This window comes from Streptomyces sp. NPDC127129, from assembly GCF_042671585.1.
Classification (GTDB): domain Bacteria; phylum Actinomycetota; class Actinomycetes; order Streptomycetales; family Streptomycetaceae; genus Streptomyces.
The window spans coordinates 186519-203256 of record NZ_JBHXTV010000015.1 but is presented as its reverse complement, the minus strand read 5'-3'; the positions used below and the strand labels follow the sequence as shown (position 1 = coordinate 203256).

Here is a 16738-nt window from a genome sequence, read left to right as displayed (position 1 = left end):
TCCCGAGGGAGGCCCGGCCCCTGTTCACGCGCACACCCGAGACATCGCCCCGGCCCCGGACGTCTCAGGCCGACGTGCCGGAGTCCAGCGTCGCCGCGAGGTCCAGGGCCCTGCGGGCCTCGGACTCCGACTCCCAGTACGTCCCGTCGTACGCGACGTCGTAGTGCTCCCAGAAGACGTCGGCGTCGGCCGCCTTCGCCAGTTTGTCCCACTCCTTGGCGGAGGTGTCCAGCTCCTTCACCAGTTCGGCGACGCGGGGCGCAGCCGCCGGCGACCAGGAGTGGCTCTTCAGGCTCCGGCTCGCCCCGGTGAGGGCACCGTGGACCTTCCTCGCCCATTCCCTGTTGCCGGCCAGATCCTCGTCCGCGTCCTCCTCCGGCTCCTCGTTCAACGCGTCGTCGATCGGGTTCATGGTCGTGAGGTAGTGGAGCTGGTGGGCGTCGAGGGTCGTCTTGTCGCTGCGCAGCGAACCCTTCATCGGTTCACCGCCGTCCACGATGAACGCGCAGGTCACGGCGCGGTCGCCGGCCCGCCAGCTGGCACGGCTCGGCATGTAGTAGAAGTCGTAGACGTCGTCGGGGAAGGCCCAGCTGTCCAGCGCGTACGCCTGGCCGATGTCCTGGCAGCGCTTCTCCGCGATGTCGTCGATGGCGGTCTCGCCCGGCCATGTGGTGAAGCCGGTGAGCTTGAAGCCGCCGGTGACCTCGCCCTCGTGCGGCCGGTCGCAGTGGACGACCAGGACGTCCGAGGTCTCGGCCTCCATCTCGCCGTCGACGTTGTAGCACTGGCCGGTGCGCAGCGAGAACGCCGAGCTCGAACTCGCCGCTTCCTCCACGCCCTTCTGGAAGCCGCGCCACGCCTCGCCGAAGACTCCGGTGACCAGCCCGACGATCATGATGACGGAGCTGAGCGCGGACAGGACGATGCCCGCGATCGCGAGCCCCTTGCCGGTCTGGTTCCGCTTCCGGATCTGCGGAAGGGCGATCAGTCCGAAGACCAGGCCGAGCGGCGGCAGGCAGCAGACGACGCCGGAGACCAGGGAGGCGATGGCCAGACCGTTGGTGGTCTGCTGCGGGGTGGCGTAGGCGGCGGGACCCGTCGCGCCGGGACCGTAGGGCCCGTACGGGGCGTAGGGGTTGGCGTTGTACGGCCCCGGCACCACCGGAGGAGCCGTCGGAGCACCCGGAGGAGCTGCCGGAGGGCCGGGGTGAGCCGTCGGAGCACCCGGGGGAGCCGTCGGGTCCGAAGGCTCCGGAGCGGGCCACGCTCTGTGGGGCGGCTGAGAGTCCTGGGGCGACTGGGAGGGCTCCACGAGTACGGTGCTCCTGTGCGGGCGGATGATACGAACGTGCGATCAGGCGCGCGCATCGTACGTGGTCCGGGGGCGGGGGCGGTACAGGGATGACATCTGCGGCGATCAGGACACCGGCGGCGTGGCAGGGCCTCGCGCTCAACCCGGCCGCTCCCCCCGGCATCCTCCTGCGGCTCCTCGACCCGCCCTACGAGGCGGCCTGGTCGGCCCTCTGCCGCCACCGCCGCGAACTCCCCCCGGAGGTCGTGGACGCGATCGTCGCGCATCCGCACCCACGCCTGCGCGGCGCGCTCGCGCGCAACCCGCATGTGCCCGGGGAGGTACGGGGACGGGTCGTCGACGACGAGATGTGGCTCGTCCGGGCGCATCTGGCCGACGGGCCGGGGCAGGACGTGTGGCCCCGGCACCTGCCCGACCACGTGATCGAGCGGATGTACACGACCTACGACGGCCAGGAACTCCAGTCGCTGCTCTTCTCCCGCCAGGTCCCGTTCCGCTTCATGCTCGCGACCGCGACCCACCCGGTCGCCACGATCCGCGCGTACGGGCCCGCCGTGTGGGGACACCTGTCCGAGGAGCGGAGAGCCGCGCTGCTCGCCGACCCGGATCCGGACGTGCGCACCTCGGCCGAGCGGGCGCTGGCCCGGGCGACGGCGGAGGACGACGCGGACGAGATGGACCACTGGCTGCGCACCACACACAGCCACGGCCACGGCCGCAGTCACGTCCTCGTCAACTGCCGCCTCTCCCGGTCCGTCGTGGACGAGCTGCTCCGGGAGCGCGAGAACGGCGACCTGTGGTGTCTCGCGCACAACTACAGCACCCCGCCGGACGTCGTCGCGCACGTGGCCCGCGTCGGCGACCCCAAGACCCGTCGGGAGGTCGCACGGCGCGCGGACCTCCCGCGCGAGCTGGTGGACCTCCTCGCGGCCGACCCGGACCCCGAGGTCCGTACCGTCGTCTCCGTACGGCCCGAACTGACCGAGGACGAGCGGGCGGCCGTCGACTACCTCGTCGAGCCGCACGAGGTCGTTCAGGTGGGCGCGGACCCGTACCGGGCGCCCCTCTCCCACGCCCGGTCGGCGCACCCCCTGCTGCGCCGCCGTGTCGCGCACAACCCGGAGCTGCCGGCCGAGCTCGTCGAGCTCCTCGCCGCCGACGAGGACCCGGGCGTACGGATCGTCCTCGCGCAGCATCACCCCGAGGCCCCCGCCGAGCTGCTCCTGCGGTGCTATCTGGAGTACGGAGGGAGGAACCGCGACCGCCTCCTCGGGCTGCCGCGCTTCCCGGTCGCCGGGCTCGCGACACGCTTCGGGAGCGCCGAGGACCCCGCCGTACGCCTGCTGGCCACACTCGACCCGGAGGCGGACCCGGCGCTCGTGGACGCGCTCACACGTGATCCGGACGCACGCGTGCGTGCCGGGGCGGCCCGCAACCCGGGCCTCCCGCCCGACCGGGTTCTTCGACTCCTCGAAGACGAGGAGCTGTCCGGGGAGGCGGCCGCGAATCCGGCGCTCCCCAGGGAGACCATGGAAGCGCTCCTCGCCCTTCCTCGTCCCTGACGACGACGGAGGGGCGGCCGCCGGACCCGGCGACCGCCCCTCGTCGTTCAGTCAGTCAGTCAGTCAGTCCCACGCGTACTCGCTCAGAACTGCAGCGCCCAGGAGTCGATCTTCCCGGTGTCCAGCCGGGCGTTGTCGCTGACCCGCAGCTTCCACGTGCCGTTCGCGACCTCGGAGGAGGCGTTGACCGTGTACGTGGTGTTGATGTTGTCGGAGCTGCCGCCGGTGCCGTAGCCCTTCAGCGTGTACGCCGTGCCGTCGGGGGCGATCAGCTGCACCTGAAGGTCACCGATGTAGGTGTGAACGATGTTCACGGGCACCTGGAGGGCGGAGGGGGCGTTGCCCGTGACACCGCTGACGGTGACCGGGGACTCGACGGTCGTGTTGTCGGCGATGGCGAAGTCCGCGGTGTTCTCGAACTTCTTGCCGGGCGGCGGGGTGGTGCCGCCGCCACCGACGAAGAGCAGCCGGTTCGGCGAGCCGGTGCCGGGGCTGCCGACGACGTTCGGGGTGGCGGCGCTCGTCAGCGCGGACGAGACCTGGGCCGGGGTGGCCGACGGGTTGTCCGCAAGGTAGACCGCTGCCGCACCCGCGACGTGCGGGGTCGCCATCGACGTACCGGAGATGGTGTTGGTGGCGGTGTCGTTCGTGTTCCAGGCCGAGGTGATGGAGGAGCCCGGGGCGAAGATGTCGAGCACGTTGCCGTAGTTGGAGAAGCTGGAGCGGGCGTCGGTGTTGGTCGTGGAGCCGACCGTGATGGCCTCGGAGACCCGCGCCGGCGAGTAGTTGGAGGCGTTGGAGTTGTCGTTGCCCGCGGCCACGGCGTAGGTGACGCCCGAGGCGATCGAGTTGCGCACGGCCGTGTCGAGGGCGGAGTCGATCCCTCCGCCGAGGCTCATGTTGGCGACGGCCGGCTTGACGGCGTTCTGCGTGACCCAGTCGATGCCGGCGACGACCTGCGCGGTCGTGCCCGAGCCCTGGTTGTTGAGGACACGGACGCCGACGATCTTGGCCTTCTTCGCGACACCGTAGGAGGATCCCGCGACGGTGCCGGCGACGTGCGTGCCGTGGCCGTGCCCGTCCTGGGCGACGTTGTCGTTGTCGATGGCGTCGTAGCCGTTGAAGGCCCGGCCGCCGAAGTCGCTGTGGGAGATCCGTACACCGGTGTCGATGATGTACGCCGTGACGCCCTGGCCCGCGCTGTCCGGGTAGGTGTAGCTCTGGTTCAGCGGGAGGGCCCGCTGATCGATCCGGTCCAGGCCCCAGGACGGCGGGGAGGGCTGCGTGCCGTCGACCGTGAAGACGCGGTTCTGCACGACGGAGGCGACCGCGGGGTCGGCGGCGAGCTTCTTCGCCTGCGCCTCGGAGAGCTCGACGTTGTAGCCGTTCAGCGCCGAGGTGTACGTCTTCTTGATCTTCGCGCCGTGCTTGGCCGCGACCGCCCGGCCCTTCGAGGTCTCCGCCGGGGCGGAGTCCTTCAGGGTGACGATGTAGCTGCCGTCGATCGTCCCGGGGGCCCCGGCGTTCTGGATCACGCCTTCGGGAGCGGCCTCGGCCGCGGTGGCGGGGAAGGTGGCGGCGGTGCCGAGAGCCAGGGCGGCGACGGCTATGGCGCTTGCGGCGGCGAGTCTGCGCCGCGAGTCACGCATCACTGACATGTGAGGGATCCTCCTCATAGGTGGTGCGCTGCTGTGGGGGTACGGCAGGGGCATGACAAGACGCCGTGAAGTGTCCACGCCGTTTCGCACATCCGGCTGCCGAGCGAAAGATTGACGGATCCATAGGAATCTCACAAGGGTCCCGAGCGCCCCGACACACGTGTGCCACACAGCTGACATGCTGGCGCTCATGACGGCCTACGTGTGCCCCCGTTGCGGGGTCCGGTCCCCCGCCGACGCCCTCACCTGGTGTTGTCCGCAGTGCCGCGGTCCCTGGGATCTCGAGTTCACGAGCGCCCCGGTTTCACTCACGTCCCTTGCGTCACGTGTGAATTCATTGTGGCGTTACGAAGAGGCGCTGCCGCTGGCGACCGGCGCCCCTCGGGTGACGCTCGGGGAGGGACGTACTCCGCTCGTCCCGCTCACCGACGGGGTCTCGGCCAAACTCGACTTCCTCATGCCGACGTTGTCCTTCAAGGACCGTGGCGCCGTGATGCTCGCCGAACTCGCCCGCCGCCTCTCCCCGCCCCGCGTCCTCGCCGACAGCAGCGGCAACGCGGGCACGGCGATCGCCGCGTACTGCGCGCGGGCGGGCCTCGACTGCGTCGTGTACGTACCGGAGGGAACGTCCGCCAAGAAGCTGGAACAGATGCGGGCGCACGGAGCCCACGTGACGGTCGTGCCCGGCGACCGCGAGGCCACGGCGCGGGCGGCCCGGGACGCCGCCGACGAACCGGGCACGTTCTACGCCTCTCACGTGTACAACCCGCACTTCCTGCACGGCACGAAGACGTACGTGTACGAGCTCTGGGAGGACCTCGGCGGCCGGCTCCCGGACACGCTCGTCGTACCGGCCGGCAACGGCACCCTCCTCCTGGGCGCCGCCCTGGCCGTCGAGGAGCTGTACGGCCACGGACTGATCGACAGCCGCCCCGCGCTGATCGCCGTACAGGCGGAGGCGGTGGCCCCGCTGGCCGAGGCGTTCGCGGCGGGGGCGGACGACCTGCTGGAACCGGCGGATGCCCGCCCCACACTCGCCGAGGGCATCGCCATCCCGAACCCGCCCCGCGCCGCCCAGATCCTGCGGGCGGTCCGGGCGACGGGCGGAACGTTCCTCACGGTCACGGAGGACCAACTCCACGCCGCCCAGGTGGACCTGGCACGACGCGGACTCTTCGTGGAACCGACGGCCGCGGCCTGCTGGGCGGCGACCCGCGCTTCCACGCCCCGCCCGGGCCTGACGGTACTGCCCCTGTGCGGGGCGGGCGCGAAGACGGGGCTGGGTGGCGGACGGGGGTGAGCGGGGGACGGGGTGAGTGGGGGCCTCGCATGCTTGTCCCGCTTGTCCTCGCGCTTTCCCCGTGCGAGGGCCTGCCTGTCCTCACCAGGTACGGTCGACTGCACCACTTATGAAGGTGCGCCGGGCGTCACCGCCCCGGCGCCGCGAAGATCGAGGCCGCGCCCAGGTCCCCGGACGATGAGCGGTGACCGACAACCTCTCCTTGAGTACGAAGGGCAGTACGTGAGCACGAGTCCCGAGGACGGGCAGGAGAACGGCGAGGAAGCGGAGTTCTACTTCGCGGACGTCTTCGCCTTCGTCTCCGAGTATCTCGTCCCTATGATCCGCCGCCGCGTCAACGGCTCCTCCGCCACCTGGTGCCCCCGGTGGTGGGAGCACCCCGAGGCCGGAGCGCGGCTCTCCGCGATGTGGCTGGCCTGGGAGCACCTGCGCCAGGACCCGGCTCTGGGCATGTCGACGTGGTGGCTGCACCATGCCGATCCGCACCTTCGGGTGCTCATGGACACGGACCTCGGCCCGTTCGCCGCCTGCTCGCCCAAGGTCGGCGGGCACACCGCCTATCCCTTCGACCCGCTGCCTCTGGAACCGTACGAGCCCCAGCCGTAGCGCTCGCAGGACGTCGGTGGAGGCGGCCTGAGTCGTTCCCCGAACACGCCCGCGCCGCCCACATCCTGCGGGCGGCGCGGGCGGGGCGACGAACCTCAGTCCGTCCAGTACGTGTCGTGCTTGAGGAAGAACTCCGTCCGCTCCTCTTCGGTCATCGTCGCCACCGTCCCGACCTTCTCGAAGTACTCCTCACGGGGCGCACCGGGCGCGAAGAGGATCAGGAACGAGGCAGGGTCGTCGGACTCGTTGCGGAAGGCGTGCAGCCCGCCGGTCGGGACGTACAGGAAGTCGCCCTTCTTCGCGTCGACCCACTGCTTGCCGTCGAAGAGCCGCACGGTCCCGTCGAGGACGAAGAAGCTCTCGGAGATCGTCTTGTGGAAGTGCGTGGCGGGGCCGCCGGCGCGGGGGGTCATGTCGACCTGGTAGAGCCCGAACTCACCGCCGGTGGAGGCAGTGGTGGCGAGATAGTGCGTCTGCGTCCCGTTGGCGACGGTGAGGTCTGCCGGGGTGCCGACGGGGCGGAAGGAGGCGCTGACCTCACCGGTCTCGCCGTGGTAGCGATCTGCCGGGTACGACACGATGATCTCCGTTCGGCGCGGACGGCGGTCGGGAAGTCCGGAAGGCAGGAAGTCGGGAAAGGCCTTAGTCCAGCGCTTCCGTCGTGCCGTCCGGGTGGATCAGCAGACGGATCCCGCCGCCGAACCGGTCGTCGGTGATGGTGGCCGCGGCGGGCGCGCCGAACTGCTGGGCGCGCTGCTGGAGGATCGAGATGACGACCTCCTGGATGTCACCGTACGGCGGCGCCGTGACCGGGACACCGTCGATCAGGCCGGCGTTGGGCGAGAAGATACGGACTTCGGCCGCCGGGGGCGTGGGCTGCACGACTCGGTCCTTTCAGGAGTGCGCGGCGAGGTCGCCGGGTGACGGAGCGTCGAAGGAACGGCCCGACTGTTCGCGGGGGCCGGGGTGTTCCCTGGACTGCAAGGATCCCACGGCTGCGAAGGCTTGGGCGGCACCCCTGGGTCCCACGGTTCCGACGGACTCCACGGCGTACGTACCCCTGGACACACGCCTGAGCCGACCGGACTTGACCATGGCGGACAGCAGATTGCTGATCGACTTCGCCGACTCCTGGAACACCTCGGGGGGCAGCGCGAGCAGCACGTCGCGGGCGGTGAACGGGCCGGGGAAGGAGACGACCGCCCGGTCCACGGCCTGGCGCAGGCTCGTCGTGGGCGGCACGGCGCGCACAACCCCGTCCCTGACGTCCCCGATGGCCACGGCGCGCAGGCGGGGCAGAGGAGCCGTCAGCCCACTCTCGTACGCCTCGATGCGCGTGGCGAGTTCGCGCAGCGAGACGCGGATCTCCACCAGCGTCGCGTTCCTGTCGGCGCCGTCGCTCTCCGTCCGCTCCGTGCTGTCCAGGACAGACATCACGGACTCGATGCGGACGATCGACTCCGAGACGCGGCGCAGCAGGGGCTCGAAGAGGTCCTGGCGCAGGGCGGTGATCGGGTCGCTGGTGGCGAGTTCGACGCTGACCGAGCCGACGAGCCCGGTGTCCGCCGGGAGTCGGGGCGCGTCGTCGGCGGACTCCGCACGCCAGGTCTCCAGGCAGCGGCGCGCGCGGCGGCACGCCTCGGCCAGCTCTGGGGTCAACCCGGCGGACGGCACGTGCGCCAGCATCCCGGCAAGCTGCTCGGCGGCTTCGAGGGCGGGGAGCGCGGCGTGGAGCAGTGGCGCGAGGACGGCCTTCTGTACGGCGAGAACGGGATCGTCGAGAGGGAAGGTGATCCGATCGCCTGCCGGAACCGCCATGGATACCTCGGCTACGTGGTGAGTCTTCTGGGGTGGAATCGAGGACAGGAGACCGGACCGGTCCGGCCGGCGCGCGGGCTGTCCGGCGGACCGGCCGACGGACTGGCTCGCGACGTGGCTCGCCACGTGGCTCGCCGGGCGACCGGCACGCATGGGTGCGAACGCGTCGAGTACGGAGTCGAGTTCGGCGGTCTGATGCCGGAGGTCGACGGGCGCGGTCAGGTCGCCGTGGGGCGTACCGACACCGAGCTGACGGCGGATGAGCCGCCGGTCCTGCTCGGTCGTCCCGGCGAGGTACCCGCCCGGATCGGGTCGGAGGACGGCGTCGCGCAGGCACTCCCGCTGGAGCGGGCAGGAGGCGCAGAGCTGCCGGGCGGCGTGGGCCAGAGCCTGGACGCGCCGGCCCTGGAGGGGCAGCTCGGCCGCGGCGACGGGCGGGTTCTCCAGAAGAGGATGACGGAAGATGTCCGGCCTGCGTCCGCAGGGGAGGGAAGCTGCGGACGCACCATGCGATATGGGTGCGGGACGGGTCCTGCGAGCGGTTGTGACCATGAAAGTGCCCCCCGTGGCAATTTTTGATACCTGGGGACTCTAGAGCAGTGCAAATGGCGACCGCAAAGTTGTTCCAGACTGTAACCGACTTGCCGAAATACTTTCTGAACATCCATCGGCTCTACGAACCGTTCACTTCGGTGTCACCCGAGGACCGCCGGGACCGGCCCACCAGTCGCCGCGCGAAGCGCCCCGCGGCGGCGCCCCCGCCGCCCCGGAACATGAGCACCGCGACGACGCCCGCGAACGCGAGGGGCACGGCGACCTCGGGAACGACGGTCCCCACACCCGCCGCCACGAGGATCGCCACGTCGGCGAGCACGACGGTGAGCCCGCGCCGCCCTGGATGCTCCTTGACCATCCAGGCCCCGAGCAGCGCCATCCCGGCGAGCGCCCAGTGCCCGAGCACCGCCTGCCCGCTGAGCCACCCGTCCGCCACGCCCCGGGCGATGTCCCCCACGGCCGCGAGGTAACCGGAGAACGCGGCGGTCAGGACGGTCGCCCCGAGCCCGAGCAGCAACTGCCCACGGCGCCGCAACAGGAACACGAGCAGCCCGAGAGCGAGCAGCGCGCAGATCGTGATGAACGAACTCATGCTGGATGAGGCGAGGATGAAGAGCGTGTACGCCCCCGCGAGGCCGAAGACGATCCTGGGCAGCAGCTTGACTGCCCAGGCATCACTCTTCTCCTGCCGCACCAGCCGCCGTACGGCCCCCACGACGGAGTCGGTTCGTGTCATGGAACGTATCTCCTAGCGGGGCATGCGGTTGTCGTCACCCGGCGGCCGCTGCGGGGGCAGCTGGGGCGGCTGCGTCTGCGCGGGCGGCTGCACCACGGGCTGCTGCGCCGGCTGCACGCGCGGCGGCCGCGGCGGGGCGGCCTGAGGCGCGACCTGAGGCGCCGGCTGCTGCTGCGGCGCGGGCGCCGGCGTGGCTGCCGGGGGCGGAGTGGTGTTGCCCTGGCTGACGCGGCCGGTGCGGCGGGGTGTCTCCTTGGCGGTCGACGCGTCGGTGGCAGTCGGGTCCTTCTTGTCGTCCGAGAGTTTCGTGTACGAATCCTCCTGGATGGCCCGGCCTTGGTGGGCGCTCTTGCGCTGCTGGCGCTTGGAGTTGTTCTGCCCGATCCAGCCGCCCTTCTGGAGCCGCCCCTCGTTCCACTTCTTGTCCGCACCGCGGGCCGCGTACCCGGCTCCCTTTCCGGCGACCCGCCCGGAAGCCTTGGCCACCCCGGCCCCCATCCGTCCGGCGACGCCCATGATGGGCACGGCCTTGCCGGCGACGGCACCCGGCATGTCGCCCACGCCCAGGTCGGCGGCGCCCGCGATCTTCGGGCTGAACTCCCCGGAGATGAGCTTCTTGAGCATCATCACGACGGCGACGGAGACGAGGATGAGCATGAGGAGCTGCATACCCAGGGAGATCCTGGAGGGCAGGATCATCTGGTAGAGCACCAGCAGCACGGTAAGGATGATCCCGAAGCCCGCTCGCAGCACGAAGCTGTGGATGAACGTCTGCAGCCAGCCCTTGAGGAGCTTCTGCTGAGTCGGGTGGATACCGAGGGTGGCGACCAGCGGCAGCATGATGATGAGGATCAGAGTCACGGCGTGCCAGAGCAGCGTGAGCGCGCTGAGCACGATGACCATGATGCCGACGATGAGGGCGGCGATCAGGGAGTAGAAGGCGAGACCGACCCGAGACCCGCTGTTGCGCCCCGACCAGTCGTTGAAGGTGACCGGGTAGATGGCCTGGTCCCCGGCGTAGTCGCCCTGGTCCGGATATCCCTTCCCCTCGCCGCCCGCTATGTCGACCCGGATTTCACCCCACTCCTTCATCTTCTTGTCGACGTCCGGCGCCGGCCCGTCCTTCACAGCACGGCCCGGGGGGTACCTGTCGAAGTTGGTCGTGGACTGCGACTCGGCGTGCTTGACCCGGAGGTCCTCACAGCGCGCTCCTCGGCCGTAGTCGCACGAGGTGCTGGTGCTGGCCGGTTTGCACGTGCCCTTGTCGACCGTGCCGCCGTCCTTCTTGAAGATGCAGTTCGTGCCGTTCTCGCCGAACTGGCCCAGGGCCCAGGGCCGGAAGACGAGAGTGTCGTACATGGCGCAACTCGAGACGCGAAGCCCTCGGTTGTGGATGCCGTTGTCCGTGGGAAGGTCGCAGGGCGGCTGCATTTCGCCGGGCATGCCCGACAGGACCGCCTCGGCCAACAGTGAGTTGAAGTTTCCGATGCCGGTGTCGGCCCCGTCGATGAGCTTGTGGTAGTTGGTGTTCTGACCGCTGCCCGCGAGAAGGGTGACGACGGCGATGGTCGTCAGGCAGGCCCAGCCGACACCGGACCAGACCTCGCGCATCTGCTGAGCACGCCACTTGGTGAACACCCACAGGCCGGTGAGCATGATCATCACGGCCACGGCGGGGATGAACAGGTTGTCACGCAGCGCCGTCACGGCGTTGTTGCGCCCCTCGTACAGACCGCTGAGAGGGCTCGGGTTGGACGCGAGTTCCTTGATGGATATGGCCGAGCGAGAGAGGATCTTCGTGCCGTTGAAGACCATGTTGGCCACGCCATTGTTGATCATGTCCATGACCGAACAGTCGCCGTCGGCCGCCTCGTCACCCGGATCGGTCTCAGAGGCGTTTCCCTGCTTCATGTAGACCATGGACCAGTTCAGGCCCCGCATGCCGTTGATCTCGTAGAACGTGTACCTCTCGGGCCCCTCGCCCATCCTGACCGCGCCGGTGACCATGCCCGTCGTGTCATTGAGGTTCTTGGCGCGCTGTTCCTTGTCTGCCCACTGATTGACCGCGGGCATGATGGACTCGCCGTTCGCACCGGGAGTGTCGCGGCTGTAGCTGTCGTCGCCCGTGACCGTGCAGGAGAAGTCGAGGTCGATGGCCTGCGCTGTGCTCGGGAGGGAAAGGGTCAGCGCGACCAGCGCGAGAACCAGGAACAGGCCGGCTCTGACGACTCGCCCGGCACCGCGTACCAGGCCGCCCGGCGAGCGGAGAACAGCGCGGGTTCCGCGTGACATGGCCTTACGGCGCACGGGTATCGATTTCCTTCCAGGGTCCGGGATTTTCCGGGGCGGGGAGCGACTACGCGTCGTAGTTCGTCAGGAAACAGGGCTTGACCAGACCCTCATGGATCTCGAAGCCGCTGGGTACGTCCTGACGGTCGTCCGGGTCGCAGGACACCGTGAGCAGGCCGTTCTGCATCAGGCTCTGTGAGGCGTAGTCACTCTCGGCGGCGACCCCGAAGTTCTGGCCGATCGTGAAGGAGCGGCTGCCCTTGGCCAGCGCCCCCTGGAACTTCGCCATGTCACCGATGAGCAGCAGGGTCACGGACCTGCCCGAATCGTCCCGGCACACGGCGCGCTCCTGGATGCCCCACTCGGGATCCTTGGCCTCTTTCTCCATATAGGAGTTGTCGCCGCTCTGTCGGAGCTTGCCGCACGCGACACCGCGCTCCTGGACGGCCTTCTGGACGTCGGCCATGGTCTGCGCCTTGGGCAGGCCCTCCAGCGGACCGGCTGCGGCGGACCCTTCGTCACTCCCACACGCCGTCAGCGTCATGAGCGCGGCCAGCGCGACGGCTCCTGTGGTGATGGTCCTGCGCGGACGCATGGTTGCTCCTTGGAATCGTGAGGGCCGACAAGGCCTCGAGGACGGCAGAGGTACCGGAACCGGGCCCGGCGCGCGAAGGGTCGCCACTACTCAGGCAGGTAGTCCGTGGTGAAGCAGGGCTTGACCAAGGCGTCCTTGGCCGTGAAGCCGCTGGGCAGGCTGTCCCGGTCCTCCTGGCTGCACGACAAGTGCGTGAGGCCGTTCTGCATCAACTGCGGTCCGTCCCCGCCCAGGTTGGTAAGCGCGAAGTTCTCTCCGATCAGAAACTTGCCGGCGCTGCCCTTGGCCTTCGCCGCGGCCTCCTGGAACTTCGTCATGTCGTCGATGAGCAGAAGAACAAGGCGCTCGTTGCAAACACCGCGCTCCTTGATGCTCCAGGCAGGGTCCCTGGATTCGTCAAGCATTCGCAGTTCGTTGGACGGTCCGAACTCATCACACTGCGCACCCGTCCCGACAACGAACTTCTGGAGTTCGGCCATCGTGCTCGCCTTCGGCAGGCCCGACTCCGTCGACGAACCCTTGTCGCCGGCGCTGACACCGCCGTCGCTGTCGCCGCCGCAGGCCGTCAGCGTCACGAGCGCGGTCAGCGCGACCGCTCCGGCGGCGAGGTTCTTCGTCAGGCGCATGAGGTTCTCCTTGGGTCGATTCGGGTGAGCCGAGGCAGGTCAGACCGCGGCCGTGGCTTCCGTGGCCGGCGTGGGGTCCAGGTCGTTGGCCTCCTGGAGGAAGGTCCAGTCCCAGACGCTCAGCGGCGGGTTCACGCCCTGCCTCGACGGGCGGGTCGTGCCGTTGGTGTCCGTGGCAGCGAGGATCTCCTTGAAGACCAGGTCCACCGCCACCGTTCCCACCCGCTTGTCGGCGTCGCGCTGGAGGCAGACACCCGTGCGGAGTTCCTGCAGGGCCCCCACCACCTTCGCGTCCGACTCCGGACGGCCCAGCAACGGTGCCACAAGGGACGCCTCCTGAGCGGACTTCTGCTTGAACGCGAACACCGTGTGGATCTGGTTCGCGCCACCGCTGCGCGCCTCGGAGTCCTCGATCTGGACCAGGTCGATGGCCTGCTGGGTGATCAGCACCGTCACCGCCAGGTACGAACGGCCCTGCTTGAGCGCCCTTCGCATCAGGTCCCGGCCGCTCTCCGTCGCCGTGACGACGTACGCCTCGTCGACGAACAGCGCCTTCGGACGCAGCCCGATCTCGCCCGTCACCGGGTTCTTCTCGTACCCGACGTCCAGCATCTGGCTGCCCAGCTCGACGACCGCCATCAGCGCCGTCGCCGCGAGCCGCTCGGCCGGGTTCCAGTTGCGCGGGTCGGAGGCCGCCGGCGACTGGAAACCTCGCAGCGTGATGACCGTCCGGCGCTTGCGCATCGCCGACAGCGTCTGCGGCTTCTCCGCGAACGCCAGTCGCGCGTACGGCAGCGTCCGCAGCTCCGTCAGCAGCATCTGCGCCAGCTTCAGGTCCTTCGCCGCCTCGCGGTCGTTCGTCGCGATCGCGTGGTCGTACGCCCGCACCACCTCGTCGACGACGTTCCACAGCGTCGGCCTCGGCACCTGCGCCTCGGCGTCCCGGGCGCTCAGGCCCTGCTCCGTCGCCTGCCGGATGGCCGAGTTGTACCAGCCGACGACCGTCGCCATCGCCTCGATGACGGGCAGTCGTACGCGCTGGTAGTCCTCGTCACCGAGGAAGCCCCGCAGCATCGACTCGGCCAGCAGCCGGCCCGACGGCACGTCGCGCGCGATCACCCACGGGTCGAGCACACCCGCCTGGCCCTTGAGAAGGTCGACGACCTCCGTCTCCGCCCAGAACTCCGGGTTCACCGGCTGGAACCGGCTCTCCGGCGTCCCCAGCACGCCCCGCTCCGCGTCCCCCGCGAACTCGGGGTCGTTCACCTGCGCGCCGAAGCCCAGGTAGTAGCAGAGCTGCGCGAAGTCGGTCTTCGGGTCGATGACCAGGCAACGGACGCCCGACTCCGACTCCTCGTAGAACTTCTGCAGCGCCAGCGAGGACTTTCCACCACCGGACGCGCCGACGATGGCGAGGCCACCGCCGTCGTTACGGGCCGGGCCCACGTGCAGGGAGTAATGGACCGGCATCTTGCCCGCCCAGCCGACCAGGTTGCCCACCCAGCCGAGCTTCTTGCCGGACCGCTGCTCGGGGTTGTCACCCAGCTCCGTACCGGCCGTCGGCAGTCCGGCGCCGAGCTGCTCCACCTCTTGCAGCCGCAGGTACGGCGCGATGGGCAGCTTCGGGGCGTTGCCCGGCAGCTGCGACTGCAGCAGCCGCCACTGCTGGCGCGTCGGACGCAGCAGCGTGACCTTGAGGTCCTGCTTGAACTGCATCTCCAGGATGCGGCGGCGCCGCTCCAGCTCCGCCGGGTCGGACGCGGAGATGGTGAAGCGGATCTGCGCCTCCATCCCCGGCATCTTGTGCTCCTCGATGTCGTCCACGAGGTGCTGGGCGCGGGTGACCTGGTTGGCCAGTTTGGTGTCCGGCGAACGGCCCGAGTTGGCCATGTCGTTCATCTCGTCCACCAGGTTGCCGCTGATCTTCCCGGCGCGGTCCTTGAACCTCATGTACGGGATGAGGGTGAAGCGCATGTCGATCTCGACGGGGAACTCGACGTTCTGCGCCGCGTAGCGCGCCCAGGCGGTCGACTGCCGGAACCGGGTCTCCGTCGGCCAGTTGGCGGCGACCAGCGTCGTCGTGTAGCTGGTGTGCTGCTCGCCCGTGACCTCGTCGTACTGGTGCAGCACGATGTGGGTCTTGCGGTTCTCGCCCGAGAAGTCGACCACCAGGTCGAACTGGTCCGGCCCCCAGGAGCGCGAGCCGAGCACCGGCTCGGGCGGCACCGGCAGGTCGCCGTGGAGCGGCTTGCGGATCAGCCAGACCAGCTCCTCGCGGGCCAGCGGCGTACCGCCGAGGCTCTCCAGGCTCTCGTGCACCTCACGCGCGACCTGCGTCCACTGGGCCAGCAGGACCGGCGACAGGTACTCCCCGTGCACACCGGTCGCGGCGGCCGTCGCCTTGTCGGCCGTACCCGTCAGGGCACGGGACAGGGCGAGGTCCTCGACCGGGTCGTCCCCGCCGGGCAGCACACCGCTGCCGTCGCCGGAGCCGCGCTTGAGCGAGCCCAGCTTGACCAGAAGGATGTTCCGCTCGCGCATCGCCCCGATGCGCTCCTGGTACTCGGCCTTGCGGAAGTTGTACGCCTTGTAGTTCTCGGTCGGGTCCCAGGCGACGGCGTTGAGCTCCTCGGCCCAGCCGACCGCGGTGATCGGCCGGTACACCTTGCGGTAGTGGCACTCGACGTTGCGGTCGCCGCGGGCGAGGTTGAGCAGCGCACGGGCCGGCGCCTCGGCCATGGCCTGGAGCTCGGTGGCGTTGAGGTACTCGTCGATCGAGGTGGGCAGGACGATGCCGGTCCACACCGAGTCTCCGTGCACGAAGATCATGTCGTCGGCGTACCGGTACGGCAGCCGCATCTCCTCGCGCCGCGCCTGCGACCGGTCGCCCTGGGAGCGCCCGCGGTTGCCGGAGCCCTGCTTTCCGCCTCCGCCCTGCTTTCCGTCGGCGCCTTTGGACTTGGAGGAGGTGGCGGCCATGATCATGGCGATCACGAAGAAGGCGACCGCCCCGCCCAGAAGGATCATCATGAACATGGAGTCGTCATCCTGCGGTCTCGGTGGAGGGAACGGCGGTGGGGGCGGGCGCACGTCCCGCCGTGGGCGCGGGAATCGGCGGTTCCTCGGCGGCGTACGACGAACCGTGCCGCGCGGCCTCGCCCAGCGCCTGCTCGTAACTCTGCTGCCAGCGCCGTGCGCCCGGCTGCCAGAGGATCACCTGCCAGTGCAGCTCCTCCGGCTCGCGGTCGGCGGCCAGGCCCTGCAGCCGCTTGGGCTGCCACCAGTAGTCGGCCCAGACCACCAGCTGCTGGCTGAGGGTGAGGGCGGAGGGGAGCGGCCGGCCCCAGACGAAGTAGACGCCGACGGGCGGCCCCAGGTAGAGCGCCGCCGACATCACCGACATGCCGAGGAAGGGCACGAAGGCGGAGAGGGAGAGCAGCGCGATCATCCACACCACACCGAACCCGAACGCCGCGCCGAGCGCGGGCAGCAGCAGTCCGGGAAGGGGGATGTTGCCCCAGTTCCAGATGCGCTTGGGCCGGTTGAGCAGATCCGTGTGGTCGTACGCGACCATCGGCTCCGGCTCACTCGACATGTCCTGCGCCATCGGTCAGTCCCCCTCTCTTCTCGTCCTCTCTCGCCGGCCTGGGCCTTTCCGTCGCCGGGACGGCTCGGTCCCGG

At 69.9% G+C, this 16738-nt stretch carries 14 protein-coding genes; 3 read left to right on the top strand and 11 right to left on the bottom strand.

Annotation, left to right across the window (positions count from 1 at the left end; all coding sequences use genetic code 11):
* Positions 1 to 64: 64 nt before the first annotated feature.
* Positions 65 to 1159: a DUF4190 domain-containing protein gene (locus tag ACFVGW_RS27550; RefSeq protein WP_385853828.1), complete on the bottom strand. Its 1095-nt coding sequence runs from the start codon at positions 1157 to 1159 to the stop codon at positions 65 to 67.
* 242 nt (positions 1160 to 1401) lie between these two features.
* Between ACFVGW_RS27550 and ACFVGW_RS27545 the strand changes: the two genes are divergently transcribed.
* Complete coding sequence (locus ACFVGW_RS27545; RefSeq protein ID WP_385853827.1) at positions 1402 to 2874, top strand: translation initiation factor 2; 1473 nt, start codon at positions 1402 to 1404, stop codon at positions 2872 to 2874.
* 83 nt (positions 2875 to 2957) lie between these two features.
* Here the strand turns inward: ACFVGW_RS27545 and ACFVGW_RS27540 are convergent, their stop codons facing one another.
* Complete coding sequence (locus ACFVGW_RS27540) at positions 2958 to 4532, bottom strand: S8 family peptidase (protein ID WP_385853826.1); 1575 nt, start codon at positions 4530 to 4532, stop codon at positions 2958 to 2960.
* Positions 4533 to 4710: 178 nt separating this feature from the next.
* Here ACFVGW_RS27540 and ACFVGW_RS27535 point away from each other — a divergent pair, with 178 nt between their 5' ends.
* The gene (locus ACFVGW_RS27535; RefSeq protein WP_385853825.1) at positions 4711 to 5832 is read left to right on the top strand and encodes a threonine synthase; all 1122 of its coding nucleotides are present in this window, start codon (positions 4711 to 4713) and stop codon (positions 5830 to 5832) included.
* Positions 5833 to 6054: 222 nt separating this feature from the next.
* On the top strand, positions 6055 to 6438 hold the full coding sequence (locus ACFVGW_RS27530) for a DUF4913 domain-containing protein (RefSeq protein WP_383294101.1): 384 nt from the start codon (positions 6055 to 6057) through the stop codon (positions 6436 to 6438).
* 95 nt (positions 6439 to 6533) lie between these two features.
* Here ACFVGW_RS27530 and ACFVGW_RS27525 read toward each other — a convergent pair whose 3' ends face one another.
* From ACFVGW_RS27525 to ACFVGW_RS27485, 9 genes are all read right to left on the bottom strand, one after another.
* On the bottom strand, positions 6534 to 7022 hold the full coding sequence (locus ACFVGW_RS27525; protein ID WP_385853841.1) for a cupin domain-containing protein: 489 nt from the start codon (positions 7020 to 7022) through the stop codon (positions 6534 to 6536).
* Positions 7023 to 7080: 58 nt separating this feature from the next.
* Positions 7081 to 7320 carry a hypothetical protein gene (locus tag ACFVGW_RS27520; RefSeq protein ID WP_352190435.1) on the bottom strand — a complete coding sequence of 80 codons (240 nt, stop codon included), beginning with the start codon at positions 7318 to 7320 and terminating at the stop codon, positions 7081 to 7083.
* A gap of 12 nt (positions 7321 to 7332) precedes the next feature.
* Positions 7333 to 8808: a WhiB family transcriptional regulator gene (locus ACFVGW_RS27515; RefSeq protein WP_385853824.1), complete on the bottom strand. Its 1476-nt coding sequence runs from the start codon at positions 8806 to 8808 to the stop codon at positions 7333 to 7335.
* 121 nt (positions 8809 to 8929) lie between these two features.
* On the bottom strand, positions 8930 to 9547 hold the full coding sequence (locus ACFVGW_RS27510; RefSeq protein ID WP_385853823.1) for a hypothetical protein: 618 nt from the start codon (positions 9545 to 9547) through the stop codon (positions 8930 to 8932).
* Between the two features lie 12 nt (positions 9548 to 9559).
* Entirely contained in the window at positions 9560 to 11839 is a 2280-nt protein-coding gene (locus tag ACFVGW_RS27505) for a hypothetical protein (RefSeq protein WP_385853822.1), read from the bottom strand.
* A gap of 64 nt (positions 11840 to 11903) precedes the next feature.
* The gene (locus tag ACFVGW_RS27500) at positions 11904 to 12431 is read right to left on the bottom strand and encodes a hypothetical protein (RefSeq protein ID WP_385853821.1); all 528 of its coding nucleotides are present in this window, start codon (positions 12429 to 12431) and stop codon (positions 11904 to 11906) included.
* A gap of 86 nt (positions 12432 to 12517) precedes the next feature.
* Entirely contained in the window at positions 12518 to 13057 is a 540-nt protein-coding gene (locus ACFVGW_RS27495; RefSeq protein ID WP_385853820.1) for a hypothetical protein, read from the bottom strand.
* A gap of 39 nt (positions 13058 to 13096) precedes the next feature.
* Positions 13097 to 16093 carry an ATP-binding protein gene (locus tag ACFVGW_RS27490; protein WP_385853819.1) on the bottom strand — a complete coding sequence of 999 codons (2997 nt, stop codon included), beginning with the start codon at positions 16091 to 16093 and terminating at the stop codon, positions 13097 to 13099.
* A gap of 7 nt (positions 16094 to 16100) precedes the next feature.
* Positions 16101 to 16652: a hypothetical protein gene (locus tag ACFVGW_RS27485; RefSeq protein ID WP_383571212.1), complete on the bottom strand. Its 552-nt coding sequence runs from the start codon at positions 16650 to 16652 to the stop codon at positions 16101 to 16103.
* Between the last annotated feature and the right edge of the window lie 86 nt (positions 16653 to 16738).